The sequence below is a fragment of the Haematobacter sp. genome (assembly GCF_032102465.1).
Lineage (GTDB): Bacteria > Pseudomonadota > Alphaproteobacteria > Rhodobacterales > Rhodobacteraceae > Haematobacter.
Window position 1 is genome coordinate 410,509 of the sequence record NZ_DAMDHB010000001.1, and the last position, 26,529, is coordinate 437,037.

At 65.8% G+C, this 26,529-nt stretch carries 25 protein-coding genes; 14 read left to right on the forward strand and 11 right to left on the reverse strand.

Annotated features, from left to right (window positions below; genetic code table 11):
* Window positions 1-144: 144 nt before the first annotated feature.
* Window positions 145-1,590, reverse strand: coding sequence for a YsnF/AvaK domain-containing protein (locus tag RT513_RS01995; protein ID WP_290689750.1), 1,446 nt, complete (start codon window positions 1,588-1,590; stop codon window positions 145-147).
* A gap of 159 nt (window positions 1,591-1,749) precedes the next feature.
* Between RT513_RS01995 and RT513_RS02000 the strand changes: the two genes are divergently transcribed.
* The 3 genes from RT513_RS02000 to RT513_RS02010 all read left to right on the forward strand — a co-directional run bounded on the left by RT513_RS02000 (window position 1,750) and on the right by RT513_RS02010 (window position 6,596).
* Entirely contained in the window at window positions 1,750-3,381 is a 1,632-nt protein-coding gene (locus tag RT513_RS02000) for an MFS transporter (RefSeq protein WP_088216280.1), read from the forward strand.
* A 114-nt stretch (window positions 3,382-3,495) separates the two neighbouring features.
* Window positions 3,496-4,047 carry a biliverdin-producing heme oxygenase gene (locus RT513_RS02005; protein WP_290689751.1) on the forward strand — a complete coding sequence of 184 codons (552 nt, stop codon included), beginning with the start codon at window positions 3,496-3,498 and terminating at the stop codon, window positions 4,045-4,047.
* Complete coding sequence (locus tag RT513_RS02010; protein WP_290689752.1) at window positions 4,047-6,596, forward strand: HWE histidine kinase domain-containing protein; 2,550 nt, start codon at window positions 4,047-4,049, stop codon at window positions 6,594-6,596. Before RT513_RS02005 ends, RT513_RS02010 begins: the two co-directional genes overlap by 1 nt.
* A gap of 27 nt (window positions 6,597-6,623) precedes the next feature.
* On the opposite strand, the gene mltG is transcribed toward RT513_RS02010, so the two are convergent.
* The 4 genes from mltG to RT513_RS02030 form a co-directional block, all read right to left on the reverse strand.
* Window positions 6,624-7,817 carry an endolytic transglycosylase MltG gene (gene mltG, locus RT513_RS02015; protein WP_290689754.1) on the reverse strand — a complete coding sequence of 398 codons (1,194 nt, stop codon included), beginning with the start codon at window positions 7,815-7,817 and terminating at the stop codon, window positions 6,624-6,626.
* Entirely contained in the window at window positions 7,817-9,079 is a 1,263-nt protein-coding gene (fabF, locus tag RT513_RS02020) for a beta-ketoacyl-ACP synthase II (RefSeq protein WP_290689755.1), read from the reverse strand. Before fabF ends, mltG begins: the two co-directional genes overlap by 1 nt.
* Window positions 9,080-9,164: 85 nt before the next feature.
* A complete protein-coding gene (locus tag RT513_RS02025; protein ID WP_290689756.1) occupies window positions 9,165-9,881 on the reverse strand; it encodes a GNAT family N-acetyltransferase in 717 nt (238 codons plus the stop codon).
* A gap of 8 nt (window positions 9,882-9,889) precedes the next feature.
* Window positions 9,890-10,657 (reverse strand): NAD kinase, encoded by a 768-nt coding sequence (locus RT513_RS02030; RefSeq protein WP_088216222.1) that lies wholly within the window; start codon window positions 10,655-10,657, stop codon window positions 9,890-9,892.
* A 144-nt stretch (window positions 10,658-10,801) separates the two neighbouring features.
* On the opposite strand from RT513_RS02030, the gene glyA reads away from it, so the two are divergent.
* Window positions 10,802-12,097, forward strand: coding sequence for a serine hydroxymethyltransferase (glyA, locus tag RT513_RS02035; protein WP_290689759.1), 1,296 nt, complete (start codon window positions 10,802-10,804; stop codon window positions 12,095-12,097).
* Between the two features lies 1 nt (window position 12,098).
* Here glyA and RT513_RS02040 read toward each other — a convergent pair whose 3' ends face one another.
* Window positions 12,099-12,464, reverse strand: a complete 366-nt coding sequence (locus tag RT513_RS02040) for a hypothetical protein (RefSeq protein WP_290689760.1) — start codon at window positions 12,462-12,464, stop codon at window positions 12,099-12,101.
* 110 nt (window positions 12,465-12,574) lie between these two features.
* Between RT513_RS02040 and RT513_RS02045 the strand changes: the two genes are divergently transcribed.
* Genes RT513_RS02045 through RT513_RS02055 form a run of 3 tightly spaced genes read left to right on the forward strand, consistent with a single transcriptional unit; the run spans window position 12,575 to window position 14,097 of the window.
* Window positions 12,575-13,339, forward strand: a complete 765-nt coding sequence (locus RT513_RS02045; protein ID WP_290689817.1) for an alpha/beta fold hydrolase — start codon at window positions 12,575-12,577, stop codon at window positions 13,337-13,339.
* A gap of 59 nt (window positions 13,340-13,398) precedes the next feature.
* Complete coding sequence (locus RT513_RS02050) at window positions 13,399-13,542, forward strand: entericidin A/B family lipoprotein (RefSeq protein WP_088216225.1); 144 nt, start codon at window positions 13,399-13,401, stop codon at window positions 13,540-13,542.
* 60 nt (window positions 13,543-13,602) lie between these two features.
* Window positions 13,603-14,097: a GNAT family N-acetyltransferase gene (locus RT513_RS02055; RefSeq protein WP_290689762.1), complete on the forward strand. Its 495-nt coding sequence runs from the start codon at window positions 13,603-13,605 to the stop codon at window positions 14,095-14,097.
* Window positions 14,098-14,187: 90 nt separating this feature from the next.
* Here RT513_RS02055 and lepA read toward each other — a convergent pair whose 3' ends face one another.
* A complete protein-coding gene (gene lepA / locus RT513_RS02060; protein WP_088216227.1) occupies window positions 14,188-15,987 on the reverse strand; it encodes a translation elongation factor 4 in 1,800 nt (599 codons plus the stop codon).
* A gap of 222 nt (window positions 15,988-16,209) precedes the next feature.
* Between lepA and RT513_RS02065 the strand changes: the two genes are divergently transcribed.
* Entirely contained in the window at window positions 16,210-16,524 is a 315-nt protein-coding gene (locus RT513_RS02065) for a hypothetical protein (protein ID WP_088216228.1), read from the forward strand.
* Here the strand turns inward: RT513_RS02065 and RT513_RS02070 are convergent.
* Together RT513_RS02070 and RT513_RS02075 are read right to left on the reverse strand one after the other, a co-directional pair.
* Window positions 16,479-16,991 (reverse strand): low molecular weight protein-tyrosine-phosphatase, encoded by a 513-nt coding sequence (locus RT513_RS02070; RefSeq protein WP_290689764.1) that lies wholly within the window; start codon window positions 16,989-16,991, stop codon window positions 16,479-16,481. The genes RT513_RS02065 and RT513_RS02070 overlap by 46 nt on opposite strands.
* Before the next feature lie 111 nt (window positions 16,992-17,102).
* Window positions 17,103-17,876 carry a VPLPA-CTERM sorting domain-containing protein gene (locus RT513_RS02075; RefSeq protein WP_290689765.1) on the reverse strand — a complete coding sequence of 258 codons (774 nt, stop codon included), beginning with the start codon at window positions 17,874-17,876 and terminating at the stop codon, window positions 17,103-17,105.
* A gap of 127 nt (window positions 17,877-18,003) precedes the next feature.
* On the opposite strand from RT513_RS02075, the gene RT513_RS02080 reads away from it, so the two are divergent.
* Window positions 18,004-18,693, forward strand: a complete 690-nt coding sequence (locus RT513_RS02080) for an NAD-dependent deacylase (RefSeq protein ID WP_088216231.1) — start codon at window positions 18,004-18,006, stop codon at window positions 18,691-18,693.
* Here the strand turns inward: RT513_RS02080 and dapB are convergent.
* Window positions 18,690-19,517, reverse strand: a complete 828-nt coding sequence (dapB, locus tag RT513_RS02085; protein ID WP_290689766.1) for a 4-hydroxy-tetrahydrodipicolinate reductase — start codon at window positions 19,515-19,517, stop codon at window positions 18,690-18,692. The genes RT513_RS02080 and dapB overlap by 4 nt on opposite strands.
* Before the next feature lie 93 nt (window positions 19,518-19,610).
* Here dapB and rbfA point away from each other — a divergent pair, with 93 nt between their 5' ends.
* From rbfA to truB, 3 genes are read left to right on the forward strand one after another with little or no spacing between them, the layout of a single operon-like run.
* A complete protein-coding gene (gene rbfA, locus RT513_RS02090; protein ID WP_290689767.1) occupies window positions 19,611-20,066 on the forward strand; it encodes a 30S ribosome-binding factor RbfA in 456 nt (151 codons plus the stop codon).
* Complete coding sequence (locus RT513_RS02095) at window positions 20,050-20,826, forward strand: phosphodiester glycosidase family protein (RefSeq protein WP_290689769.1); 777 nt, start codon at window positions 20,050-20,052, stop codon at window positions 20,824-20,826. Before rbfA ends, RT513_RS02095 begins: the two co-directional genes overlap by 17 nt.
* Before the next feature lie 57 nt (window positions 20,827-20,883).
* Window positions 20,884-21,792 (forward strand): tRNA pseudouridine(55) synthase TruB, encoded by a 909-nt coding sequence (gene truB / locus RT513_RS02100; protein WP_290689771.1) that lies wholly within the window; start codon window positions 20,884-20,886, stop codon window positions 21,790-21,792.
* A gap of 108 nt (window positions 21,793-21,900) precedes the next feature.
* On the opposite strand, the gene RT513_RS02105 is transcribed toward truB, so the two are convergent.
* On the reverse strand, window positions 21,901-23,013 hold the full coding sequence (locus RT513_RS02105; protein WP_290689772.1) for a DUF475 domain-containing protein: 1,113 nt from the start codon (window positions 23,011-23,013) through the stop codon (window positions 21,901-21,903).
* A 589-nt stretch (window positions 23,014-23,602) separates the two neighbouring features.
* On the opposite strand from RT513_RS02105, the gene urtA reads away from it, so the two are divergent.
* Together urtA and urtB are read left to right on the forward strand one after the other, a co-directional pair.
* A complete protein-coding gene (gene urtA, locus RT513_RS02110) occupies window positions 23,603-24,883 on the forward strand; it encodes an urea ABC transporter substrate-binding protein (protein WP_290689773.1) in 1,281 nt (426 codons plus the stop codon).
* Between the two features lie 57 nt (window positions 24,884-24,940).
* Window positions 24,941-26,527: an urea ABC transporter permease subunit UrtB gene (gene urtB / locus RT513_RS02115; RefSeq protein ID WP_290689774.1), complete on the forward strand. Its 1,587-nt coding sequence runs from the start codon at window positions 24,941-24,943 to the stop codon at window positions 26,525-26,527.
* The last annotated feature ends 2 nt before the right edge of the window (window positions 26,528-26,529 follow it).

Below are 26,529 nucleotides of genomic sequence, written 5' to 3' on the forward strand. Positions count from 1 at the left end.
CCCTCGCGATGCGTTCCCGACAATGAGGCGGCCCAAGGGTCAGGCGGCTGGATGGTCAGGCGGCCCGAGGGTCAGATGGCCCGATAATGAGCCGGCCCCAGAAGTGTCAGAGTCTCCCAAAGGCGGCCCACCGCCGGCCCGGAGTCAGATGGGGCGAACGGGTTTGTCCTTCGTATCCCGCATCGCCGCCATATCCTTGGAGTCGATGACTTCGGCGCTCCGCGTTTTCATTTCCTTGCGCGCATCCTCGATCTCCACCTCGGTGTGGCGCACTTTGTCGGATACGGTCTCGGTGTGATCCTCCTGATGACGGCGGAGCGCGATCTCCTCCTTCACCCGGGTTTCCTTGCTGATCACGGCTTCTTCCGCGTGTTCCTCGGCCTCGATCACGCGTTCGCGGAACAGATCCTCACCCGCCTTCACCGCCCGATCCACCGGATGACGGTCGATCTCGACGTGGTCGCTGTGGAGAGTGACCTCCTCGGAGACCGGCGTCTCGACCACGTAGGAGCGTACCCGCACCCGGCCAAGGTTCACGTCCCGCTTGCCTACGCGGAGCTGCTCCTCGACGATCGGGATGATCTCGTCGGTGGCGCGATATTCTTCCTCGTCCCTGTCGGAATAGGCACGTGCTGCATCATAGGCCGCAGCAGTCGGAGCGCTGCCGACGGTGCCGCCCATCTGGCCGGAAGTCGCTTGCTGCGACGCGGCCATCTGCTTCGGCATCGTATCGCCGCGCGTGCTGCTCATTGCCGCTGCCGCAGTCGCTGCCGCACCGGTCGCAGCGGCGGTGGCCGCACCGGTCGCGGTTTCTCCGCCCCAGCCCTGCTGACGCCATTCATCCGCGCGAACGTCGAGGTCGATGGCCCCTTCGTCCTCCAGGATGTCGAGCACGTGATCATGCTTGTCGTCAGGCACATTGCTCACTGCAACGAGGTAGCCCCCGCGGCGCAGCCCTTCGGCATAGGTCTCGCGTTCGTCGCCGGGGAAGAAGAAGTCGGAGATGCTCTCCCAGAAGCCGCGATCCTCATAATCCGAGGAGGCGCGGCCGGCATATTCCTCGCCCCCGGTAACGCGGATGGAACTGTCGGGGAGGCCCAGAGCCTTCAGCGCGTTCCGCGCCTTGTCCGCCTCCGCCTTGCTGTCGAAAAATGCCGTCAAGTTCCGGTTTCCATAGTCGGCCATGATATGGTCCTCTCTCATGGATGAAGCCTCGGACGATCCGCCGCTTCTGAAGATTTCCGCCCGTTGACGCCTCAGGGTCACGGGCATGGAAACGGCGTCGCGCCTCTGGCGCTGGATCAGATGTATCTCTTCCGTAAGTACCAGCCGCCGCTGGACGACCAGACGTTCCTCGACCACGGGGATGATTGTGACACCGTCCTCGACACGCGTCTCGGGGACCGCATCCACCTCCCGGTTGATCGCAACACGCTTCACCTCCACTTCCGTGGAAGCCAGTTCCACTTCCGCAGTCTCGACAACGGTTTCAGTACGAAGATGAACGCTCACCCGGCCTGACACGCTGTTTCTCACGGAGATCGTCGCGTGTTCCTCGGCAAGCGGCAGTACCAACTCCTCATCGCGCATCTCGCACCCTCCGCGATCGGGAAATGAAACGCCGCTTAAGCGGCGATGTTCCCGTTTATCGCGGAAAGGTCACATCCTGCGGTGCGCAGCTATCGCGCCATTGCCGTTGCAGCCAGAACGACATATTCGGTCGTTAAGCAGCCATGCGAGGACGCTTCCGTGCCTGAACGCCCCTCCTCTCTCGCCCCCTTCCGTCACAAGACGTTTCGGATGCTGTGGATGGCCACGCTGCTGTCCAACCTCGGTGGGTTGATACAGGGCGTGGGCGCGGGCTGGATGATGACCACGCTGACCACGTCCACCGGTCTCGTGGCGCTGGTTCAGGCCTCCACCACGCTGCCGATCATGCTGTTCTCCATCCCGGCGGGTGCACTGGCCGATACGCTCGACCGGCGTCGGATCATGCTGTTCGCGCAGTCCTTCATGCTGCTCGTGTCCATCGGACTGGCGCTGACCGCTTTTGCCGGACTGCTGACGCCTTGGACGCTTCTGGGCTTCACCTTCCTGATCGGCGTGGGCACTGCGCTTCACAACCCGTCATGGCAATCCTCCATGGGCGACATCGTTCCCCGGCAGGATCTGGCTCAGGCCGTGTCGCTGAACTCCATGGGCTTCAACCTGATGCGGAGCGTCGGGCCGGCCATCGGCGGCATTATCGTGGCGACGGCGGGAGCGGCGGTGGCCTTCGCGCTGAACGCGCTCAGTTATGTCTCGCTCATCTTCGCGCTCTGGCGCTGGAAGCCGGAGCCCAAACCCGCACCGCTTGCGCGTGAACCGCTGGGCCGCGCCATCGGCTCCGGCCTGCGCTATGTCTCCATGTCGCCGCATCTGCTGAAAGTGATGCTGCGGGCCTTCTGCTTCGGCTTCTCCGCAGTCTCCATCCTGGCGCTGCTGCCGGTCGTGTCGCAGCGGCTGCTGAACGGCACCGCGCTGACTTATGGCCTGCTGCTCGGCTGTTTCGGCCTGGGCGCGATCGGGGGGGCGCTCTCCAACGCACGCTTGCGGGAAGTGCTGTCGAACGAGAATGTCGCCCGCTGCGGCTTTCTCGCCGTGGCGATCACCACGGCCGTTCTCGCCATCAGCCGGGACCTGTGGCTGAGCTGCCTGTTCCTTCTGCTGGGCGGCGCGGGATGGGTCATGGCGCTGTCGCTCTTCAACGTGACGGTGCAGCTTTCCACGCCCCGCTGGGTCGTGGGCCGGGCGCTTGCCTTCTATCAGACCTTCACCTTTGGAGGCATGGCGATCGGGAGCTGGGTCTGGGGCATGATCGCGGAGGGATACGGGGTGGATGTCGCGCTGCTCGCGGCCTCAATCACGCTGGTCCTCGGCATGGCGCTCGGGCTGGGCTGGAGCCTGCCGGCCTTCGGCACCGTGAACCTCGACCCGCTGGAGCGCTTCAACGAACCGGCGCTGCGGCTGGACATCAAGCAGCGCAGCGGGCCGCTGATGATCATGGTCGATTACGTCATCCGCCCCGAGGACACCGACGACTTCCTTGCCGCGATGAGCGAGCGCCGCCGCATCCGCATCCGGGATGGCGCGCGCCAATGGGCGCTCCTGCGTGACCTCGAACAGCCGGACCTCTGGACGGAAAGCTATCATGTGCCGACATGGATGGACTACCTCCGCCATAACCAGCGCCGTACCGTCGGGGATTATGAGATCACCAAGCGGCTCCGCACCCTTCATTCCGGCGATGCGCCACCGCGCGTTCACCGGATGATCGAACGGCAGACGGTGCCCCCGCATGACGATCTGCCGCTGAAGCCGATCAGCGAAAGCATTCACTAGCTCTGGCGAGACCGTCAAAGAGCACTATACCTCCCCCCGTATCCCATGCGTTGGCCGGCCGCGTGCGGGAAGGGTGCGGCCTGCACCGGAATGCCTGGCGAGAAGGGAACTTTCATGACGGATATGCCGCGACGCTGGCACCTGCGGGCCGCAACGCATGCCTCGCATGACGCCGTGGACAAGGCCGTCGGCGGCGTGGACAGCTTGGCCGGCTATGGGGACTATCTCCTGGCGCTTCACCGGTTCAGGGCGGTGGTGGAGACGGCACTGGAGAGCATGCCGCTGCCGGAGGGGCTTCGGGGCTGGCGGCCGGCCCGCGTGGCTCCCGCCCTCCTCTCCGATATCGGCGATCTTGGCCTGACACCGATGGCCCCGCTGGCGGGAGGCCCCCTTCTTGATGCGCGGCGCGAGACGGCTTACGGCACGCTCTACGTTCTGGAAGGCGCGACCCTCGGGGCGCAGGTGCTGCTGCGGCGGGCACAGACGCTTGGCCTGACGGGCGACCACGGAGCGCGGCACCTTGCCCTTCAGGCGGGGCGCGTGCCCGAGTGGCGGGAGTTCCTCGTCCGGCTGGAGGCGGAGAGCGACTTCGATCTGGGTCTGGCCGCAACGGCGAGCAGCACCTGCTTCGCCCTCGCCCAGAACGCCTTCGGAAAGAGGGACTGATGCAGGGAGACTTCCAGCTCGATCTGACGACCTGCGACCGCGAGCCGATCCACATTCCCGGCGCCACTCAACCGCATGGCTGTCTGCTGGCCCTGAGCGGCGATCTTACGGTGGTGACCCGTGTCTCCGCCAATGCCGCAGCCATGCTGGAGGCGCCCGAGCTCCGTCCCGGCACATCGACCGACGCCGTTCTGGGACGTGGGACCCTTCACCGGCTCCGCAACGCTCTCTTGCTCGCCATCGACCGTCCCGCCCTGCTCTTCGCCGTGGAGGCACGGGAGGGCAGTCCCCTGTTCGACATCGCCATCCACCGCTCCGGCGACGAGATCGTGGTGGAGTTCGAGCCCGCGGAGGAAGGTGGCGGCGCACCGCTGGAGATCAGCCGCACCCTGATGGCCCGCATCCGCCGCATCGATCAGGAATCAGCCCTTATCCAGCAGGCTGTCCGGCTGGTCCGCGGCACCACCAGATATGACCGGGTGATGGCCTATGCCTTTCAGGAGGACGGGTCCGGCAAGGTGATCGCCGAGACGAAACGGAATGACCTGGAAAGCTTCCTCGGCCAGTATTTCCCGGCAGCGGATATTCCCATCCAGGCCCGCGCGCTTTATCTGCGCAACACCATCCGCATCATATCCGATGCGTCCGACCACCGCGTCCCGCTTCTGCCGGAAGTGGATGACCAAGGGCGCAAGCTCGATCTGTCACAGGCCCATCTGCGCGCCGTCTCTCCCATCCACTGCGAATATCTGCGCAACATGGGGGTGGGCGCTTCCATGTCGATCTCCATCGTGGTGGATGGGCGCCTCTGGGGGCTGATTGCCTGCCACCATTACGAAATCCGTGTCCTGCCGATGTCGCTCCGCGTGTCGATGGAGATGTTCGGTGAGTTCCTCTCCCTCCAGCTAAGTTCCCTCCAGCGGCAGGAGAAGCTGGAGCTCGCGCGTGAGGTGCGGGCGACCGTGGAGCGACTGACCTATCTCGGCAGCACCACACCGCCGGATCGGGTGCTGGTCCGCAGCCTGCCGGAGCTTTCGCAGGTGCTGCATGCCGACGGCGCGGCGCTGCTGATCGACGGGTTGTGGACAGAAACCGGCACCACCCCGCCCCCGGGCGCGGCGCGGAGCATCGTCGCCGATTTGCGGGATGTGGCGCAGGGGCGGGTCTGGTCCACCAATGCGCTGTCCTCCGTGCTGCCCGAAGCGGCGGAATATCACGGGGCGGCCTCCGGCCTGCTCATCATCCCGCTGTCGCAGTTGCCGCGCGATTACATGTTCTTCTTCCGCAAGGAGATCATCCAGTCGCTCGACTGGGCCGGAGACCCGAACAAGACCTATACGACCGGCCCCCATGGCGACCGCCTTACGCCCCGGCGCAGCTTCGCCATCTGGAAGGAGACCGTCTATCAGCAGTCGCGCCCCTGGACCGTTCAGGAAATAGACGCGGCGGAATCGATCCGCAGCGCGATCACGGAAATCCTGCTCCGCCACAGCGAGTTGCTGGCCGATGAGCGCGACCGCGCCGCCCTGCGACAGCGGGTGCTGAACGACGAGCTGAACCACCGGGTGAAGAACGTGCTGGCGCTCATAAAGTCGCTGATCGGTCAGCCGGTCGTCGATGGCGGTAGCCTGAGGGATTATGTGGAGGATTTGCGCGGACGCATTCAGGCGCTGGCCTATGCCCATGATCAGGTGATCCGCGGCGAAGATGGCGGGATGCTCGATGACCTGATGCGGGCGGAACTCGGCCCCTATCTTGGCCATGCGGTCACACTTTCCGGGGAACCCGTGCATCTTGACGTGCGCGCCTTCCCGGTACTGGCCCTTGTGCTGCATGAGATGGCGACCAATGCGGCGAAATACGGCGCGCTGTCGGAGCCTCAGGGCAGGCTGCTCGTCGGCTGGCAGCGCCGTGCCGACGGAGCGGTGGAGATCACCTGGACGGAAAGCGACGGGCCGGAGGTCGTCGAGCCGAAGCGCGACGGGTTCGGCTCCACACTCATCACCCGCTCCATCCCGCATGATCTGGACGGCGAGGCGGAAGTGGTTTTCGCGCCAGAAGGGCTGCGCGCCCGTTTCCTGATCCCTGCCCAGCATGTTACGCCGAGCGGAGCCGATCCCGCGCCCACGGAGGAATCCATGTCCCTGCCCAAGCCGGAGTCACAAGCCGACGCGCCCGCGCATGACCTGAACATCCTCCTGGTCGAAGATCAGGTGCTGATCGCGATGGATGTGGAGGCGATGCTGGGCGATCTTGGTTATGACAACGTGTCCGCAGCCCGCGCCTCGGGAGAGGCCCTGTCGATGATAGAGCGCGCGGCGCCCGATCTCGCCGTTCTGGACGTGAACCTCGGGCGGGACACGTCCTTCACGGTGGCGGAGGAGCTGATCCGACGGAAGATCCCGTTCGTCTTCGCCACGGGCTACGGCGACAGTTCCATCATTCCCTCGGTGTTCGAGAACATCCCCGTGGTGCAGAAACCCTATGAGGCGGAAATGATCCTGGCCGCCCTGAGCAGGGAACAGGCGCGGCTGGCGGGCAAGGTCTGACTTGGCCCGCCCCGGCTGCGGGTCGGGCTACTGATCCGCGCCGCCGACATTGGTGCCGGTCGCATCCGGCGGCAGGCCCTGCGTCCGTTCGATCTCCCGCCAGCGGGCGACATTGCGGTTATGCTCCTGCAGGGTGGTGGCGAAGGCGTGCCCCCCCGTGCCATCCGCGACGAAGAAGAGGTAGGCCGTCTGCTCGGGGTTCAGCGCGGCCTCGATCGACAGCCGGCCCGGATTGGCGATGGGCGTGGGCGGCAGCCCGTCGATGACATAGGTGTTATACGGCGTGACCCGCCGCAGCTCGCTCTGCCGCAGGCCCCGGCCAAGCGCGCCTTTCCCCTGCGTGACGCCATAGATCACCGTCGGGTCGGTCTGGAGCCGCATCCCCTGCTCCAGACGGTTGACGAACACGCTGGCAACGCGGCGGCGCTCCTCCGGCACCGCGGTTTCCTTCTCCACGATGGAAGCCATGACGAGGGCCTCCTCCGGCGTGTCGTAGGGCAGACCTTCGGCGCGGTTGGCCCAGAGATCCGCCAGCGTCGCCGCCTGCCGGTTCTCCATCTGGCCAATGAGCTGCGCCCGGTTGCCGCCGCGCGTGACCTCATAGCTGTCGGGGGAGAGCGATCCCTCCGCCGGGACCGTGCCCACCTCTCCCGAGAGGAACTCCGCGCGTTTCAGCGCCTCGACCACCTGCCAGCTCGTCACGCCTTCGGCCAGCGTCACGCGGAAGCGCACGTCCTGCCCCTGGGCGAGATCGACATATTGCGCCGGAGCCGCTTCCGTCGCGGGGTCGAACTTCACCACTTCCACGTAGCGGTTGGTTGTCGGGTCAAGCTCCCGTACCACGGTATCGGCGACAAGCACGCCGATGCGGTAATTGATCTCCGTCCCGCAGGTGCTCTGTCCGGCCTGCGTCAGGCTCTGGAGGATGGACTCCATCGGTGCGCCGGGGGGGATGAGGTAGGAGCCGAACTTCAGGTTGCCCGACTGCTCCCGGTAGTTCGCGCCGATGCGGAAGATGGCCGCGTGGGAAATCGCACCCTGATCGGCCAGCCGTTCGGCGACGGCGCTCATGGAGGCGCCGCGGGGCACCTGAAAGCAGATCGCCTGCGCAAGCGGCCCCTGCCCTGAGAACTCCCGCTTGCCCCAGGCGACGACGCCCGCCACCGCCGCCAGAAGCACGATGAACAGCGTCAGCGCGTTGGAGGCGATGTTACGCCACATCAGCCGGTCACCCGCCCGATCACCAGCGACGCATTCGTGCCGCCGAAGCCGAAGGAGTTGGACAGCGCCACGTCGATCTTGCGCTTCACCGCCTTGTTCGGCGCAAGGTCGAGCGTCGGTTCCACGGCCGGATTGTCGAGGTTGATCGTCGGCGGTGCGACCTGATCGCGGATCGCCAGAATGCAGAAGATCGCCTCCACCGACCCGGCCGCGCCGAGCAGGTGGCCGATGGACGATTTCGTGGAGGACATCGTGGCGGAGGCTGCCGCATCGCCCATCAGCCGCTCCACCGCGCCGAGTTCGATCGTATCCGCCATGGTAGAGGTGCCATGCGCGTTGATGTAGTCGATGTCGGAAGGTTGCATCCCGGCCCGGTTCAGCGCCGCCTTCATGGAGCGGAAGCCGCCGTCACCGTCCTCCGCAGGAGCGGTGATGTGATAGGCGTCGCCGGAGAGGCCGTAGCCCAGCACCTCGGCGTAGATCTTCGCGCCCCGCGCCTTCGCGTGCTCGTATTCCTCCAGCACGACGATGCCCGCGCCTTCGCCCATGACGAAGCCGTCGCGATCCGCGTCATAGGGACGGGAGGCGGATTTGGGATCGTCGGCCCGCTTGGTGGAAAGCGCCTTGCAGGCATTGAAGCCCGCGATGCCGATCTGGCAGATCGCGGCCTCGGCGCCGCCCGCGACCATCACATCCGCATCGCCCAGCATGATGAGCCGCGCGGCATCGCCGATGGCATGGGCACCGGTGGAGCAGGCGGTGACGACGGAATGGTTCGGTCCCTTGAAGCCGAAGCGGATCGACACCTGCCCCGAGACAAGGTTGATGAGCGCGCCCGGAATGAAGAAGGGCGATACGCGGCGCGGACCTTTCTCCTTGATGAGCAGCGCGGTTTCCGCGATGGAGTTCAGCCCGCCGATGCCGGAGCCGATCATCACGCCCGTCCGCTCCTTGTCCTCCTCGGTCGCGGGCTCCCAGCCGCTGTCGCGGATCGCCTGGGTGGCGGCGGCCATGCCGTAGAGGATGAAGGTATCGACCTTGCGCTGCTCCTTCGGCTCCATCCACTCGTCGGGGTTGAACGTTCCGTCCGTGCCGTCGCCATAGGGCACTTCGCAGGCATAGGTCGTGGCGAGGCCGGTGGTGTCGAACCGGGTGATGGGGCCTGCCCCCGACTCCCCCGCCAACAGCCGGGACCAGGTTTCCTCCACTCCCGACGCCAGCGGTGTGACCAGTCCGAGACCCGTGACGACGACCCTGCGCATGCTCGTTCCTCCTGCCTTCTCCGGCGGTTTTCTGGGTGCCGCTCTTACACGCGGGGGCCGCGTGGTGCAATCTCCGGGGCGCGTCTCAACCCGCGGCCCCGGGGTCGCGGGCGACGAGCAGCGGTTCGGTCAGGTCCGAAAGCCGTGTCTTCTGGCGCCCGTCCGCCGCGAAATTCCCCGGATCAAGCCAGGCGGCATGCGCCGCGCGGATATCGGGCCAGTCCTTGTCGATGATGGCGAACCATGCCGTATCGCGGTTGCGGCCCTTCGTGATGGTCGCCTGGCGGAACGTCCCCTCGTAGCTGAAACCCAGCCGGGCCGCCGCCCGCCGGGAGGGCAGGTTGAAGCTGTCGCATTTCCACTCCACCCGGCGATAGCCCGCATCGAAGGCCCAGCCGATCATCAGCGACAGCGCCTCCGTCGCCGCGCGCCGCCCCTGCAACGCGGGAGAGAGGTTGATGTGCCCGATCTCGATGGTGCCCACATCCGGCGTGATGCGCAGAAAGCTCGCCACGCCGGCGGGGGTGCCTTCCCGGTCCAGGTCACGGATGGCGAAGAAGAACGGATCCTCCAGCGCCGACACGTCACGCACCCATCTTCCGTAATCCTCCGCCGTGGCGAAAGGCCCATACGGAAGGTAATCCCAGATCGCGTCATCCGCCCCGTTCGCCGCATGGAGCGGCGCGGCATGGGCATCCTCCTCCAGCCGTTCGAGCCGCGCGTACCGGCCCGCCAGCGGCGTCGCCTCCGGCTTCCGGGCGGCGGTCCAGTCGGCGACGGGATCTCCAAAGCGCTTGGTCATGTCAGTCCTCAGACGAATTGTTCACGGATAAGCCGTTCTTCCAGCCCATGGCCGGGATCGAACAGGATGCGGTGCCGCACCGCAGGGTCGGAGCGGACGGAAACCCAGAGCACGTCGCGCACCGACCTTCCGTCGCTGTCGGCCATGACCGGGCGCTTCTGCGGTTCCAGCACATCGAACCGGACGGTCGCGGTTCGCGGCAGCAGGGCCCCCCGCCAGCGGCGCGGCCGGAACGCCGCCATCGGCGTCAGGGCAAGCACGGCGGAGCCGATGGGCAGGATCGGCCCATGCGCGGAATAGTTGTAGGCGGTGGAGCCCGCAGGCGTCGCGACAAGCGCGCCGTCGCAGATCAGCTCCTCCATGCGCACCTTGCCGTCCACCGTGATTCGGAGCTTGGCCGCCTGCGGCCCGGCGCGGAGCAGAGAAACCTCGTTGATGGCCAGCGCCTCATGGATGCGGCCCGCGGCATCCTCCGCCGTCATGGCGAGGGGGTTGATGACCTCCTCCTCCGCATCGGCCAGACGGCGGGTCAGCCCTGTCTCCGCGAATTCGTTCATCAGGAAACCGACGGTGCCGCAGTTCATGCCATAGACCGGCACGGAGAGATGCTGCGTGCCGTGCAGCGTCTGGAGCATGAACCCGTCCCCTCCGAGCGCCACGATCGCATCGGCGGCCTCCACCGGAGCATCGCCATAGCGCGCGATCAGCCGTTCCCGCGCATCCTGCGCGAGATCGGAAGTCGAAGCGAGGAAGGCGATCCGCCTCTTGTCCGTCATTCTGTCCCCCTGCCCCGTTGTCTTCGCCCGCCCGCAATCCGTTGGCAAGCGGCTCGGGCGGAAAAGCGGCGCATTACCGCTTTCGGCGCGGAGAGGCTTGCGTTAAAAGCGCCCATCTTTCAGCACCCGCAGGGAGTGGCACCCATGACCGCAGCGATCCGCGACAGCGGCTTCTTCACCGAACAACTCGAAGCGCGCGATCCCGAAATCTTCGGCGCGATCGGCAAGGAGCTGGGTCGGCAGCGCGACGAAATCGAACTGATCGCCTCGGAAAACATTGCCTCTCTGGCCGTGCTTCAGGCGCAGGGCTCGGTGCTCACCAACAAATATGCCGAGGGCTATCCGGGCAAGCGCTACTACGGCGGCTGCCAGTATGTGGATATCGTCGAGACGCTGGCGATCGAACGGGCCAAGGAGCTGTTCGGCGCGAAGTTCGCCAACGTGCAGCCGAACTCCGGCAGCCAGATGAACCAGGCGGTATTCCTCGCCCTGCTCCAGCCGGGCGACACGTTCATGGGCCTCGACCTGAACTCCGGCGGGCACCTGACGCATGGCTCGCCGGTCAACATGTCGGGCAAGTGGTTCAATGTCGTGTCCTACGGCGTGCGCAAGCAGGACCAGCTTCTGGACATGGAAGCGATCCGGGCCACCGCGCATGAGCACAAGCCGAAGCTGATCGTCGCCGGCGGCACCGCCTATTCCCGCATCTGGGACTGGGCGGAGTTCCGCAAGATCGCCGATGAGGTCGGCGCCTGGCTGATGGTGGACATGGCCCATATCGCGGGTCTGGTGGCCGGCGGGCAGCATCCCTCGCCTGTGCCGCATGCCCATGTGGTGACCACCACCACGCACAAATCCCTGCGCGGGCCGCGGGGGGGTATGATCCTCACGAACGACGAGGACATTGCCAAGAAGATCAACTCCGCCGTGTTCCCCGGGCTTCAGGGTGGCCCGCTCATGCATGTGATCGCCGCCAAGGCGGTGGCTCTTGGCGAGGCGCTGCGCCCCGAATTCAAGACCTACGCCGCACAGATCGTGAAGAACGCGAAGGCGATGGCCGACGAGCTTCAGAAGGGCGGCATCGACATCGTCTCCGGCGGCACGGACAACCACCTGATGCTGGCCGACCTGCGCCCCAAACATGTGACGGGCAAGGCTGCGGAGGCAGCACTCGGCCGCGCGCATATCACCTGCAACAAGAACGGCGTGCCCTTCGACCCGGAGAAACCCTTCGTCACCTCGGGCGTGCGTCTGGGCACACCGGCGGGCACCACGCGGGGCTTTGCCGAGGAGGAGTTCCGCCAGATCGCGCGCTGGATCGTCGAGGTGACCGACGGCCTGTCGGCGAACGGCGACACGGGAAATGCCGATGTGGAAGCCAAGGTAAAGGCCGAAGTGGCCGCCCTCTGCGGGCGCTTCCCGCTCTACCCGACGCTCTGATCTACAGAAAGCCGCGCCAGACCAGCACGGCGCCGATCAGCAGCGCGAGCAGCAAGAACTGAAAGGCCAGCCCGGCCAGCCAGTCGAGAAACCGGGAGCGGCGGAGACCCCGCCGGTCCCGCCCCTCCAGATGCCCCCGGCAGACGCGATAGGCATGGTCGAGATCACGCTCCGCGATCCGTCCGGCGAGCTTCGGATGGCCCCGGAGCCGCTCCGCCTCCGCCAGAAGACCGGCCTCCTTGCGCACATAGCCGGGCACCACCCCCCGCGCATGCGAGAGCTTGTCCGCCAGGGTCCGGCCATGCAGCCCGGCCCGCCGCGACAGCAGCGTGGAGATATCGTCCGCCCTGTCATCCGTCCTGCGCATCGCCCTGCCTCGCGTTTCAACACCCCTCGCGTTTCCGTGAGTCAGCTAGTGCGCCGCTCCGTCGCAGCAACCCCTTGGCGGATCGCATGGCAGGCGATATCTACCCGGATATGCTGAACACGATCATCACCGGCGAACCGGCCGAGTCCCCCCCGCTTGTCATCGTGCACGGCCTTTTCGGCTCCGCGCGGAACTGGAATGTCATCGCCAAGCGCCTTTCGGCGGGGCGTCAGGTCATCGCGGTTGACCAGCGCAACCACGGCGACAGCGCCTGGGCCGCCCCGCATGACTACCCCTCCATGGCCGCCGATATCGCCGAGGTGATCCGTGCGCATGGCGGGCGAGCGGATGTGCTGGGACATTCCATGGGCGGCAAGGCGTCGATGGTGCTGGCGCTGCAGGAGCCGGAACTGATCCGCAGGCTCGTCGTAGCCGACATCGCCCCGGTCGCCTATCATCACACGCAGCAGCCGCTGATAGACGCGATGAGAGACCTCGATCTTACCGATCTCACGACCCGCGGTGAGGCCGACAAGCGGCTGGCGGCTGGGGTCGAAGACCCTGGGACGCGCGCCTTCCTGCTTCAGTCGCTGGACCTTCGCGCAGAGGGTGGCCCGCGCTGGAAGCTCAATCTGGAGGAACTGGAACGCGGCATGGCGAATGCCGTCGGCTTCCCGGAAGTCTCCGGCCGGTTCGACGGCCCTGCCCTGTTTCTCAGCGGAGCCGAGTCCCGCTACGTCCGCCCGGAGATGCACGCGCGCATTCTGGACCTGTTCCCGAACGCGGTGTTCGAGGAGATCGCCGGGGCCGGCCATTGGCTCCATGCGGAACGCCCGCGCGAAGTTGAGGCCGCGGTCGATAAATTTCTTTCCTGACCGGGAACCCATGCCCGTTCCCGAATGTTAGACGGCAGCATTCCAAAGGAGTATTCGACATGAAACGCTCGCTTCGCCTTCTGCCGTTGCTGGCTATCCTTGCCATCGCCGCCTGCAACACCATGGCAGGTGCGGGACATGACATCCAGTCCGGCGGCGCCGCCCTGACCGGGGAAGCGCGGAAAGCCCAGTCCCAGATGTGAGCCGCATGACGGAATGAGAGAGGGCTGCCCCGCAGGCAGCCCTTTTTTCATGGGGAGGACATGGGTGACCCGGTGCTGGAGAACATTGCCGTCCGTCATTGGCTCCCCACAGACACGGCTGCCTGCCTCGCCATATTCGACAGCAACGTGCCAGGGTTCTTTGCGCCGTCGGAGAGGGACGCATTTGAAACCCATCTACGCACCATGGAGCCTGCGACCTATCTGGTGCTGCTGTCCGATGAGAGGGTCTTGGCCTGCGGCGGCTTGTCCGTCGATGCGGAAGCGCATCGCGCCATCCTCACTTGGGGAATGGTGGATCGCGCCGCGCACCGGAGAGGGCTGGGCGGGAAGCTGACGGAAGCGCGGCTGGCGCTCGCCCGTCGCCTGCCGGGCATAACGGAGGTCGCTCTCGCCACAAGCCAGCATACCCGCGCCTTCTATGAGCGCTTCGGCTTCATTGCCGCCGCCGTCACGCCCGATGGCTTCGGCGACGGGCTTGACCGTTGGGACATGGTCCTTCGGCTACAGGACCGGCCGGGCGTGATCGGCCCCTGAGAACTCTACCGCCCGGAACTCTACCGCCCGGAACTGGAGTTTTCCGCCAGCCCTCACCAGCCGGGAGATCAGGTGAGGCGCACAGGGCGGTCAGTTGTCCATCTTCAGCGCGTTGATGAAGGCCTGCTGCGGGATTTCGACCTTGCCGAACTGCCGCATCTTCTTCTTCCCGGCTTTCTGCTTCTCCAGCAGTTTCTTCTTCCGCGTCACGTCGCCGCCGTAGCATTTGGCGGTCACGTCCTTGCGCATGGCGGAGATCGTCTCCCGCGCGATGACCCGCCCACCGATGGCCGCCTGGATCGGGATCTTGAACATGTGCCGGGGGATCAGCTCCTTCAGCTTCTCCACCATCGCCCTGCCCCGCGCTTCCGCGCGGTCGCGGTGCACCATGATGGAGAGCGCGTCCACCGGCTCATCGTTCACCAGCACCTGCATCTTGACGAGGTAATCCTCACGGTAACCGGCCATCTGGTAGTCGAACGAGGCATAGCCCTTCGTTACCGATTTCAGCCGGTCGTAGAAGTCGAACACCACTTCGTTCAGCGGCAGATCATAGACCACCATCGCCCGGCTCCCCGCGTAGGAGAGGTCGAGCTGCTCGCCCCGCCGGTCTTGGCAGAGCTTCAGCACGTCCCCCAGATACTCGTCGGGCACGAGGATCGTCGCCTTGATCCGCGGTTCCTCGATATGATCCACATGGGTCAGGTCGGGCATGTCGGCCGGGTTGTGCAGCTCCATCATGGAGCCGTCGCGCATATAGACGTGATAGACCACCGAAGGTGCGGTGGTGATCAGGTCGATGTCGTATTCCCGTTCCAGCCGGTCGCGGATCACTTCGAGGTGCAGCAATCCGAGGAAACCGCAACGGAACCCGAACCCGAGCGCGGCGGAGGTCTCCATCTCGTAGCTGAAGGAGGCATCGTTCAGCGCCAGTTTCTCGATGGCGTCGCGCAATGCCTCGAACTCGGAACTGTCCACCGGGAACAGGCCGCAGAACACCACCGGCTGCGCCGGCTTGAAGCCCGGAAGCGGCTTGTCCGTGCCCTTGCGCTCATGGGTGATCGTGTCGCCCACGCGGGTGTCACGCACCTGCTTGATGGAGGCGGTGAGCACACCGATCTCGCCCGGACCGAGTTCCGCGATATCCACCATCTGCGGCTTCAGCACCGCGAGCTTGTCCACGCCGTAGAGCGCGCCAGTCTGCATCATCCTGATCCGGTCACCCTTGCGGATGACGCCGTCCATCACGCGGATCATGACAACAACGCCGAGGTAGGGGTCGTACCACGAATCGACCAGCATGGCCTTCAGCGGCGCGTCACGGTCGCCTTTCGGCGCGGGCAGCCGGTGAACGATGGCCTCCAGCACCTCGGGGATGCCGAGGCCCGTCTTGGCGGAGATCGGGACGGCGTCGGAGGCGTCGATGCCGATCACATCCTCGATCTGCTCCTTCACCCGCTCCGGGTCGGAGGCGGGGAGGTCGATCTTGTTCAGCACCGGCACGATCTCATGCCCCGCGTCGATCGCCTGATAGACGTTGGCGAGCGTCTGCGCCTCCACTCCCTGCGTCGCATCGACGACGAGGAGCGACCCCTCCACCGCGCGCATGGAGCGCGAGACTTCATAGGCGAAGTCCACGTGGCCGGGCGTGTCGATCAGGTTCAGGACATAGCTCTTGCCGTCCTTCGCCGGATAGTCGATCCGCACGGTGTTCGCCTTGATGGTGATCCCCCGCTCCCGCTCGATATCCATCGAATCGAGGAGCTGCGCCTTCATATCGCGCTCGGCCACCGTGCCGGTGAGCTGTATCAGCCGGTCGGCGAGGGTGGATTTGCCGTGGTCGATATGGGCCACGATGGAGAAGTTGCGGATCAGCGAAAGCTCGGTCATGGCGCCATATGAGCGGGTTTCGGGGAGCGGTCAAGCGGGCGTCTGATTCGCACGCATGGAACCCGCGCGGCAGGCCCGATCTGGTGGCGGAGCGCCGCTGCTCCACTGCATGTCGGGATGCGCGGAAAGGTGGCGAAAACGGTCGGGCCGTGCTAGCGTCATCGGATCAACAAATCCGGGGGGCGAGACAACGCCACCCCAAAGGCGAACGAGGACAGCAGCATGAAATACGTGATTCTGGCCATCGGCATGGCCGTCTCCGGTCTTTCCCTTGCGACCGGAGCAGAAGCGCGCGGGACGATAGAAAACGCCTGTCTGGGCTCCGACCGCGGCGCACGCGCGGGTGCCATGTGCAACTGCATCCAGCAGGTTGCCGACATGACCCTCTCCGGCTCCGATCAGCGCCGCGCAGCCCGGTTCTTCAAGGATCCGAACGAAGCACAGGAAGTGCGCGTGTCCAAGAAGACGTCCGACAACGAATTCTGGACGCGCTACCGCAACTTCGGCAGCGCCGCGGAAACATACTGCTCGCGCTGATCCGCCGCCTTGCGCTGAAGCGTGGCCACCAGACCCCGACACCCGTGCTCGATGAGATCGAGCGCGTGCTCGAAGCGGCCATCGGTGTAGGGGTCGGGGATCTGCACGCGGAGACATCGCCCGGCATGTCTGAGCAGCAGGCCGGTGTCCGCCCGTGACTCCGCGGGCGCCAGACGCCGGACGACGGCGAGATTGGCCCTGTCCATCGCGATCACATGATCGAAGGCAGAGAAATCTGCCGCGGAAAGCCTGCGGGACCGGATGCCTTCAAGGCTGTAGCCCCGCGCCTCCGCCGCTTCGAAGGCCCGCAAGTCGGGCGATGCGCCCGCTGTCCATACACCGGTCCCCGCGCTGTCCACCACCACCGCCAGCCCTGCCTCTCCGGCGATCCGCCGAAGGACGCCCTCCGCCATGGGAGAGCGGCAGAGGTTGCCGTGACACACGAAAAGGATGCGCTTGACCGGCATGAACGCCCTCCGGTTGTATTCCGGCACTGCAGCACGCAACCCGTCACCGCACAAGACGCGAAAAGCGAAAGGGCGCCCCGGAGGACGCCCTTGCCACAATTCATACGATGTTCAGGCGTCCTTGCGGCGCCGGAAGAGGGCGATGGCCCCAAGCCCCGCAAGGGACAGCGGCAGCGCCGCCGGCAGCGGCACCGGCGAGATCGGCGGGATGATTTCATCACCCACACCAAAGCGCACATTGTCGATATTGTAGCCCGCCGGTTCATTTCCGACGAGGTCGAGGAACACCCCGGCGATCGCCGGTTTCAGGTCGTCTGTAACGAGGCCGAGGAACTCGATCCCGGTCGTGGTGTTCACGACGGTTCCAAGGATGGAGCCGTCACGCGCGAAGGCGGTGATACCTGTGCTGCCTACGGCATCGAAATAACCTGCCTCAAAGCCCACGCCGGTCTGATCCTCGCTGAAGAGGAGGGCGACCGGCCCGTTGAAGCGGGGTGTGCCGCTCAGGGTCGGAGAGGTGGGGAAAGCGCCGTCCGTCGTGATGAACGCGGGCGGGGCGGAGGCGTCGAGCGACAGCGGTCCCGTAGGGGAGCCGATGACGCATCCGGTGGGCGAAGCGCCGGGGCAGTCGGTGCCAGGGTCGGGGCTGATCGACTGGCCAGTGAAGTATCCACCGGTATAGACCGTGGGAGAATCCGCACCACCGCCATAGTCGGCGGGGGCGTATACCGGATTTTCCGTCCCGACAGCGAATTCGGAAAAGGTAAGCTTTCCGGCTGCTGCCGTGAAGTTATCCTCAGTCACGCGGATGACAGCCGCGTTGACCGCAAGGGGAGACAGTAGAACGAGAGTGGCGGTAGTCGCAAAAATGGAAGCGCGGGTCATTTTATAAAACTCCGATAATACAAAGTACGATGACCGTGCATCAGACTAGCACGTCCGTGTTAACCATAAAGTGAAATACAGGCTGGACGCATAATTATTTATAACTATAGGCGACAGGAGCGTAAAAATGCGTATCGTCATCCTGACGGGAGCCGGAATCTCTGCCGAAAGCGGGCTCAGAACCTTTCGCGATTCAGATGGTCTTTGGGAAGATCATCGCATCGAGGATGTGGCGACGCCCGAAGCCTTCACCCGCGACCCACGTCTCGTGCAGGACTTCTATAACGACCGCCGCCGCACGTCCCGTGCGGCGGTGCCCAATCTCGCCCATGCAGCGCTCGCACGGCTGGAGACGATGCTGCCGGGAGAGGTGATGATCGTCACACAGAATGTCGATACCCTGCATGAACGCGCGGGATCACGGAATGTGCTGCATATGCACGGATCGCTGGAAGGCGCGCTCTGCGCGGCCTGCGGCCATCGCTGGCCAGCACCTGCGGTCATGGCGGTGGAGGAGGTCTGTCCCGCCTGCGGTGCTCCGGCGGGACGCCCGGATATCGTATGGTTCGGGGAATACCCCTATCACATGGAGGAGATCTGGACGGCGCTCCGAAAGGCCGAGATCTTTGTCGCCATAGGCACGTCCGGCAATGTCTATCCGGCGGCGGCCTTCGTCCAGGATGCAGGCCGCGCCGGGGCCCATACGATCGAACTCAACCTCGAAGCCTCGGCCATCCACTCGGACTTCGACGAGACGCGGCAGGGCCGCGCCACCGAGATCGTGCCCCCGTGGGTGGAAGAACTCCTGAAGCGCTAGAGTCCGAGAATGTCGGCCATCGTGTATTCGCCGGGCGCTTTCCCCTGCCCCCAGAGCGCCGCGCGGAGCGCACCCCGCGCGAAGATCGCGCGGTCCGTGGCGACATGGCGCAGAATCAGCCGCTCCCCCGGACCGGCAAAGATCACGTCATGCTCGCCCACGACATCCCCGCCCCGGACGGCGGAAAACCCGATATGGCCCGGCTCCCTCGGCCCGGTGATTCCATCGCGCCCCCGGTCGGACACATCGGGGAGCGCCACGCCGCGCCCCTCCGCCGCCGCTTCCCCCAGCATCAGCGCGGTGCCGGAGGGCGCATCGACCTTGTGGCGGTGGTGCATCTCCACGATCTCGATGTCGAACTCCGGCCCCAGCGCCTGCGCCACCTTGCGGGTCAGGCCGAGTAGCAGGTTCACCCCGAGGCTCATGTTGCCTGCGCGGATGATCGTCGCATGGCGCGCGGCGGCGGCGATCCTGGCAAGATCACCCGCCTCCAGACCGGTGGTCCCGATGACATGGACGGCACGCGCCTGCGCGGCCAGCGCCGCGAATTCCACCGTCGCGGCGGGAGAGGTGAAGTCGATCACCGCCTGCGCGCGGGCGAATGCGGGCAGCGGGTCGTCCTCCACAAGCACGCCTACCGGATCGCGGCCCAGCAGACGGCCGACATCCTCGCCCACACCAGCACCGCCGGACCGCTCCAGACAACCGACGAGCCGCAACTCCGGGCTGTCGAGCACCAAGGCGGCGAGCGTCCGCCCCATCCGCCCCGATACCCCCGTGACGACCACGCCGGGCCGGGTTTCGCCTGCTTCGAGTTCCGTCATCACGCCCTCCGTTTGCCCCTCCCTAACCGGCACGGGCGAACTTGGCAAACCGGCGCATTGCGGGCGGCTCCCGCATGACCTAGATGGTGGATCATGGCACAGAAGCGCACTCCTCGGGATTCACACAGGGGCTCCGGCCCCTCGCAACGCCAGCTCCGCGTGGGCGAGCTGATCCGCCGCACCTTGTCGGAGGTGCTGGCGCGCGGCGACATCCATGACCCGGACCTGTCCCGCATGTCGATCACCGTGGCGGAGGTCAGCACCTCCCCCGACCTGCATGTGGCGACGGCCTATGTCATGCCGCTGGGCGGCGCGGGACAGGAGGAGGCTCTGGCCGCGCTCCGCCGCAACCGGCATGAGCTTCGCCGCCTCGTCGCGTCCGGCCTGTCGCTGAAATTCGCGCCCGAGCTGCGGTTCGCGCTGGACGAGACATTCGACCGGATGGACGAGACCCGCCGCCTTTTCGCCCGCGATGACGTGCGCCGCGATCTGGAGACTGACGAGGACGAAGACAGGGACGATGACCGGGGCGATGACAGGCAGGATTGAGGGGCCGTTCGCCCCCGTCCTGCTCTTTCTCGCCGCCCTGATGAGCCTTATCCCCGTCGCCGCCCCCGCGGCGGCCCCGCCCTGCGAGCGGATGACGTTCGAGGGCGAGGGGTATGTCTTGTGCCCTGTACCGAAGGGTGCGGACATCCGCGTGTGGCACAGCGATGACTCGGGCAGTCTCTACGGCTCCTTCCGGCGGATCGACAATGACCTGCGGGCGGAGGGGCGGCGCCTCGGCTTCGCCATGAACGGCGGCATGTATCACGCCGACCGCGGTCCGGTCGGCCTGCTTGTGACGGGCGGGGTCGAGCACAACGCCATCGTCACCGGTGCGAGCAAGGGCAATTTTGGCATGTTGCCGAACGGCGTCTTCTGTATCGGGGAGAGCGGTTACGCCGTCGTCGAAAGCCGGGCTTTCGCCCGCCATCCCCTGCCCTGCCGCTTTGCCACTCAGTCCGGTCCCATGCTGGTGATCGACGGCGAGCTGCATCCCCGCTTCCTGCCCGACAGCGACTCCCGCTTCATCCGCAATGGCGTGGGTATCCGGCAGGATGGGACAGCGGTGTTCGCCATCTCCGACCGGCCCGTGACCTTTTACGAGTTCGGCCGGCTGTTCCGTGACGGGCTGAACACGCCGAACGCGCTTTATCTGGACGGCAAGATCTCCCGGCTCTATGCCCCGGCGCTCCGGCGCAACGACTTCGGTTTTCCGATGGGCCCGATCGTCGGACTGGCCGTGCCGGAGAACGCCGCCGATTGACGGCCCGGCCTGCGGGCGCTAGCTAGCCCGCTTTCGGGAACAGGGAAGGAGCGGAGCTTGGCACGGCGCAAGGGACGCAACATTTCGGGTTGGCTCGTGGTGGACAAGCCTGCGGGCATCACCTCCACCGCGGTGGTCAACAAGGTCCGCTGGGCGCTTGACGCAAAGAAGGCTGGCCATGCAGGCACGCTCGATCCGGCGGCGACAGGGGTTCTCGCCATCGCACTCGGAGAGGCGACCAAGACGGTGCCCTATGTCACCGATGCGCTAAAATGCTACCGGTTCTCCGTCCGCCTCGGCACCGCGACGAACACCGATGACGCGGAGGGGGAGGTCATAGCGACCTCCGCCAAGCGCCCTACGGATGCCGATATCGCCGCCGCGCTCCCCGCCTTCAGGGGAGAGATCATGCAGGTGCCGCCGCAGTTTTCCGCCGTGAAGGTGGATGGTGAGCGCGCCTATGCCCTAGCGCGCGAGGGGGAGGAAATGGAGCTTGCCCCCCGCCTGCTCTGGGTCGAGAGCCTGGAGGTCATGCTCCGGCCCGACGCGGATCACGTGGAGCTGGAGATGGTCTGCGGCAAGGGCGGCTATGTCCGGTCCATCGCGCGGGATCTGGGGCAGGCTCTGGGCTGTTATGGCCATGTCGAATGGCTGCGCCGCGTCTGGTCCGGCCCCTTCGAGGCCGAAAAGGGCGTCACCATGGAACGGATCGAGGAGCTGGCGCGGAAACCCGAACTGGATGCTCTCGTCCTGCCGCTGGAAGACGGGCTGGAGGATCTGCCGGAATTGCGTGCAACGCCCGAGGGCGCAGCGCGGCTCCGCAACGGCAATCCCGGCATCGTCCTGCCCTCCTCCGATGTGGAATATGGCGAGGAGGCATGGGCCTCCTTCGAGGGGCAGGCGATTGCGGTCGGCACCTACCGGAGCGGGGAGCTGCATCCGGTACGCGTCTTCAACCGCGACTGAATGACCGGGACTGAAGACCGGGGCTTAAAAACCGCGACTGGAAGACTGGAACTGGAAGACTGGAACTGGAAGATCGAAGGGCGGCCAGGGTGGCCGCCCTTTCCGGTTCTACAGCGTGTCGCCCTGCGGGCCGGAGGGCGCGACGTCCGAATGTTCGGGATGACGCCGGTTGTAGAGGATCGAGGACCATAGCGAGACACCGATCAGCGCCGCGCCCCCAAGCCCGGTGATGACCTCCGGGATATGCACGAGCGCCTGCACATACATGATCACCGACAGGATCAGGATCGCGTAGAACGCCCCGTGCTCCAGATAGCGGAAATGCGCGAGCGTCCCCTTCTCCACCAGCATGATGGTCATGGAGCGGACATACATCGCCCCGATGCCCAGACCGATGGCGATGACGAACAGGTTGTTGGTGAGCGCGAAAGCCCCGATCACCCCGTCAAAGGAGAAGCTCGCGTCCAGCACCTCCAGATAGATGAACGCGCCCAGCCCGCCCTTTGCAGCGGCGGACATTGTCTCCTCGCGCTTGTCCAGCACGCCGCCGACCACTTCCACCAGCAGGAAGGTCAGAAGACCCCAGACCGCCGCGTGGAAGAAGGTGTTCGCCGCCGCGGGGCCGAGGTCGGGATCGGACTGGATGATGCGGGAGAAGGCCAGCATGATGACGAGCACGACCGCGATCTCGATCCCCTTGACGGAGGAATACCGCGCGGCCTTCTCCTCCACCCACCTGACCCAGTGCACGTCCTTCTCATGGTTGAAGAAGAAGGTGAGGCCGACCATCATCAGGAAAGTCCCGCCGAAGGCCGCAATGGGCAGGTGGGCATCCTGCATGATGCGGGAATATTCTTCGGGCTGGCTCGCCGCCATGATGATCGCCTGCCACGGTCCGACATTCGCCGCGATGACCACGATCAGTAGCGGGAACACGATCCGCATCCCGAACACCGCGATGAGGATACCCCAGGTCAGGAAGCGGTGCTGCCACTCCGGGGTCATGTCCTTCAGCTTGTTCGCGTTCACGATGGCATTGTCGAAGGAGAGCGAGATCTCCAGCACCGCCAGCACGCAGCAGATGAAGAAGACCGACAGCATCCCCTGCACCGTCCCGGTCGTCTGCCAGCCCAGCCATGCGCCCAGCGCGAGGCCGAATGCAGTAACGACGAAGGCCCATTTGAAATAGGAAAGCGTGCTCGTTCTGGTTGCCCCGCTCATCCGCGCAGCCCCCCGTGGCCAAACGCGCAAGCACGGGTCCGGCCCGCTCCTGCACGACCGTTGGTCGCGTTGTTCATGTGTCCATAGTTCCGCCGGCTGTTTCCACAGCGGCACCGACATCGCGAGAGCGCCGATGAACTCTCGCCAGAGGGGCCCGGTACCGGTTTCCGCGCCGAGGGCCTCCCCTCTGGCGCTGCCGAAACACGTAGCAAAACGCCGCCCTGCGTCAACCTGCCTCCTGCGTGTTTTTTGATCCGCCGTGATCTTCCCGTGAACGCCGTTGGGAGATGCTTGCGCGAAGACCCCACTTTGCCGAAGAAAATTGCTTCATGCACATATTGCGTGCTTTACCCGCACGGGGACGCTCAATAATTGGGCATCCCGGCCGGGCCATCGTTCGTCCTGCCCAGAATCCTTTGCCCGCTGTCGGCAGCGTGGCAAGCCTCCGTCATCCCGCCGGAACGCGGGTACGGGGAGCGCCGCGCCCGCCGCGGCAGACCGCGGGACAACAACAACGGGGGGAGACGAACGGCGGTCGCTTGCGGCGCGTCGGGCGGACTGCCGCCATCCACCGGGAGTATTGGACAGAATGAAATTGGGACAATCCCTTCTGGCGGCAGCAGTGCTGGCCGCCGCCTTCGGTGCGCCTGCTCGCGCCCAGGACGATACGATCAAGGTCGGCATCCTGCATTCGCTTTCCGGCACGATGGCGATCTCGGAGACGACGCTGAAAGACGTCATGCTCATGCTGATCGAGGAGCAGAACGAGAAAGGCGGCTTGCTGGGCAAGAAGCTGGAGCCGGTGGTCGTGGACATCGCCTCCAACTGGCCGCTCGCGGCAGAGAAGGCGCGACAGCTGCTGGAGACGGACAAGGTCGCCGCCGTGTTCGGCTGCTGGACCTCCGTCTGCCGCAAATCCGTGCTGCCGGTCTTCGAGGAACTGAACGGCCTGCTCTTCTACCCCGTCCAGTATGAGGGCGAGGAAAGCCAGCGGAACGTGTTCTACACCGGCGCTGCACCGAATCAGCAGGCGATCCCAGCCGTCGATTACCTGATGGAGAACGAGGGCGTGGAGCGCTGGGTGCTGGCCGGCACCGACTACGTCTATCCCCGCACGACCAACAAGATCCTCGAGCAATACCTGAAGGACAAGGGTGTCGCGGCCGAGGACATCATGATCAACTACACGCCCTTCGGCCATTCCGACTGGCAGACCATCGTCTCCGACATCAAGAAGTTCGGCTCGACCGGCAAGAAGACCGCGGTCGTCTCCACCATCAACGGCGATGCCAACGTGCCGTTCTACAAGGAACTCGGAAACCAGGGCATCAAGGCGGAAGACATCCCCGTCGTCGCCTTCTCCGTGGGCGAAGAGGAACTGGCGGGTCTCGACACCGCGCCGCTGGTCGGCCACCTGGCCGCCTGGAACTACTTCATGTCGGTCGATACGCCGGAGAATGCCGCCTTCATCGACGGCTGGCACAAGTTCATCAAGGATGACAAGCGGGTCACGAACGACCCGATGGAAGCCCATTACATCGGCTTCAACATGTGGGTGAAGGCCGTGGAGGCCGCGGGCACCACCACGCCGGATGCGGTGATCGATTCCATCATCGGCGTTGCCGTGCCGAACCTGACGGGCGGCTATGCCTCCATGGGGCCGAACCACCACATCACCAAGCCGGTGCTTGTCGGCGAGATTCAGGCGGACGGCCAGTTCGACGTGGTATGGGAAACCTCGGGCCTCGTGCTGGGCGACGAATGGTCGGACTTCCTGCCGGAGTCGAAGCCGCTGATCTCCGACTGGCGGGCGCCGCTCTCCTGCGGGAACTTCAACACCCAGACCAAGACCTGCGGCGGCTCCAACTGATCCGTCCTTCGCGGCGCGCGCCTTTCCGCGCGCCGCATGTATTTCCGGGACAGGTGCATGACCTTCTTCCGCCTTCTTCTTGCCGCCCTCGGCATCACCCTTGCAGGAATGGCCGCCGCGCAGAGCGTGGATGAGCTGGTGACCCAGCTGCCCGCCGGCAGTTTCAGCGACCGCGCCCGCGTGGTGACCGCGCTTGCCGCCACCGGCGATCCGCGCGCTGTCGATGTGCTGAACGCTCTCGTGGACGGCGATCTGGCCGCGCTGAAATCCGATGGCACCGTGGTGATCGTGAAAGGCCGCGAGGCCCGCGTGGCGCTGACGGGTGAGGCAATCCCGGACCCCGGCCGCAATGCGGAGAAGGTGAAGGTCAACAACTCCCTGCGGCGCGACATCCGCGCGGCGCTCGGCGTGCTGACGCTGCGCGATCCCGACCCGGCCAAACGCCTTTCTGCCGCAGAGGCCGCCTTCCGCGCCCCGGACCCGGAGCAGCTTTCCGCACTCGAGGCCGCGATGGCAGCGGAGACCGACGCGGCGATCGGCGCGCGGCTAGCCCTCGCCCATGCGGCGGCGGTGCTGACCTCCGACAGGCCGGTGGTCGAGAAGGAGAAGGCCGTGGCCCTCATCGGCGATCTCCGCGATCAGTCCGCGCTCTCGCTGCTGACCCCCCTGCTCGCCTCCCCCGAACCTGCCATCGCCGCCGCCGCCGGGAACGCGATCGCCGAGATCGAAAGGTCGCGCGCCTTCTGGAACACCGTGCAGAACGTGTGGTTCGGCCTGTCCCTCGGCTCCGTGCTGCTGCTGGCAGCGGTGGGGCTGGCCATCACCTTCGGGGTGATGGGCGTCATCAACATGGCGCATGGGGAGCTGGTGATGCTCGGCGCCTATACGACATTTGTGGTGCAGGACATGATCCGGGCCCATGCGCCCTGGCTGTTCGACTGGTCGCTGCTGATCGCCCTGCCGCTGGCCTTTGCCGTGGCGGGCGGGGTCGGGGTGCTGATCGAGCGGGGGATCGTGCGCCACCTCTACGGTCGCCCGCTGGAGACGCTGCTGGCCACCTGGGGTGTCAGCCTGATCCTGCAACAGGCCGTGCGGTCGTTCTTCGGCCCGAACAACCGGGAGGTGGGCAACCCCTCCTGGATGTCGGGCGCGTTCCAGATCGGTCAGATGACCATCACCTGGAACCGGCTGTGGATCATCGTCTTTGCTCTCGTGGTCTTTGCAACCCTTCCGGTGGTGCTCAAGCGCACGGCCATCGGTCTCCAGATGCGCGCCGTCACGCAGAACCGTCCGATGGCCGCGAACATGGGCATCCGTACCGGGCGGGTGGACGCGCTGACCTTCGGCCTCGGCGCCGGCATCGCGGGGCTGGCGGGCGTCGCCCTGTCGCAGATCGACAACGTCAGCCCCAATCTCGGGCAGGGCTATATCGTGGACAGTTTCATGGTCGTCGTCTTTGGCGGTGCGGGCAACGTCTGGGGCACCTTCGCGGCAGCCTTTTCGCTCGGCATCATCAACAAGTTCCTGGAACCCTTCGCGGGGGCGGTGCTGGCGAAGATCCTGATCCTCGTCTTCATCATCCTGTTCATCCAGAAGCGTCCGCGCGGCCTGTTCGCCGTCAAGGGCCGGTTCGTGGAGGGCTGAGA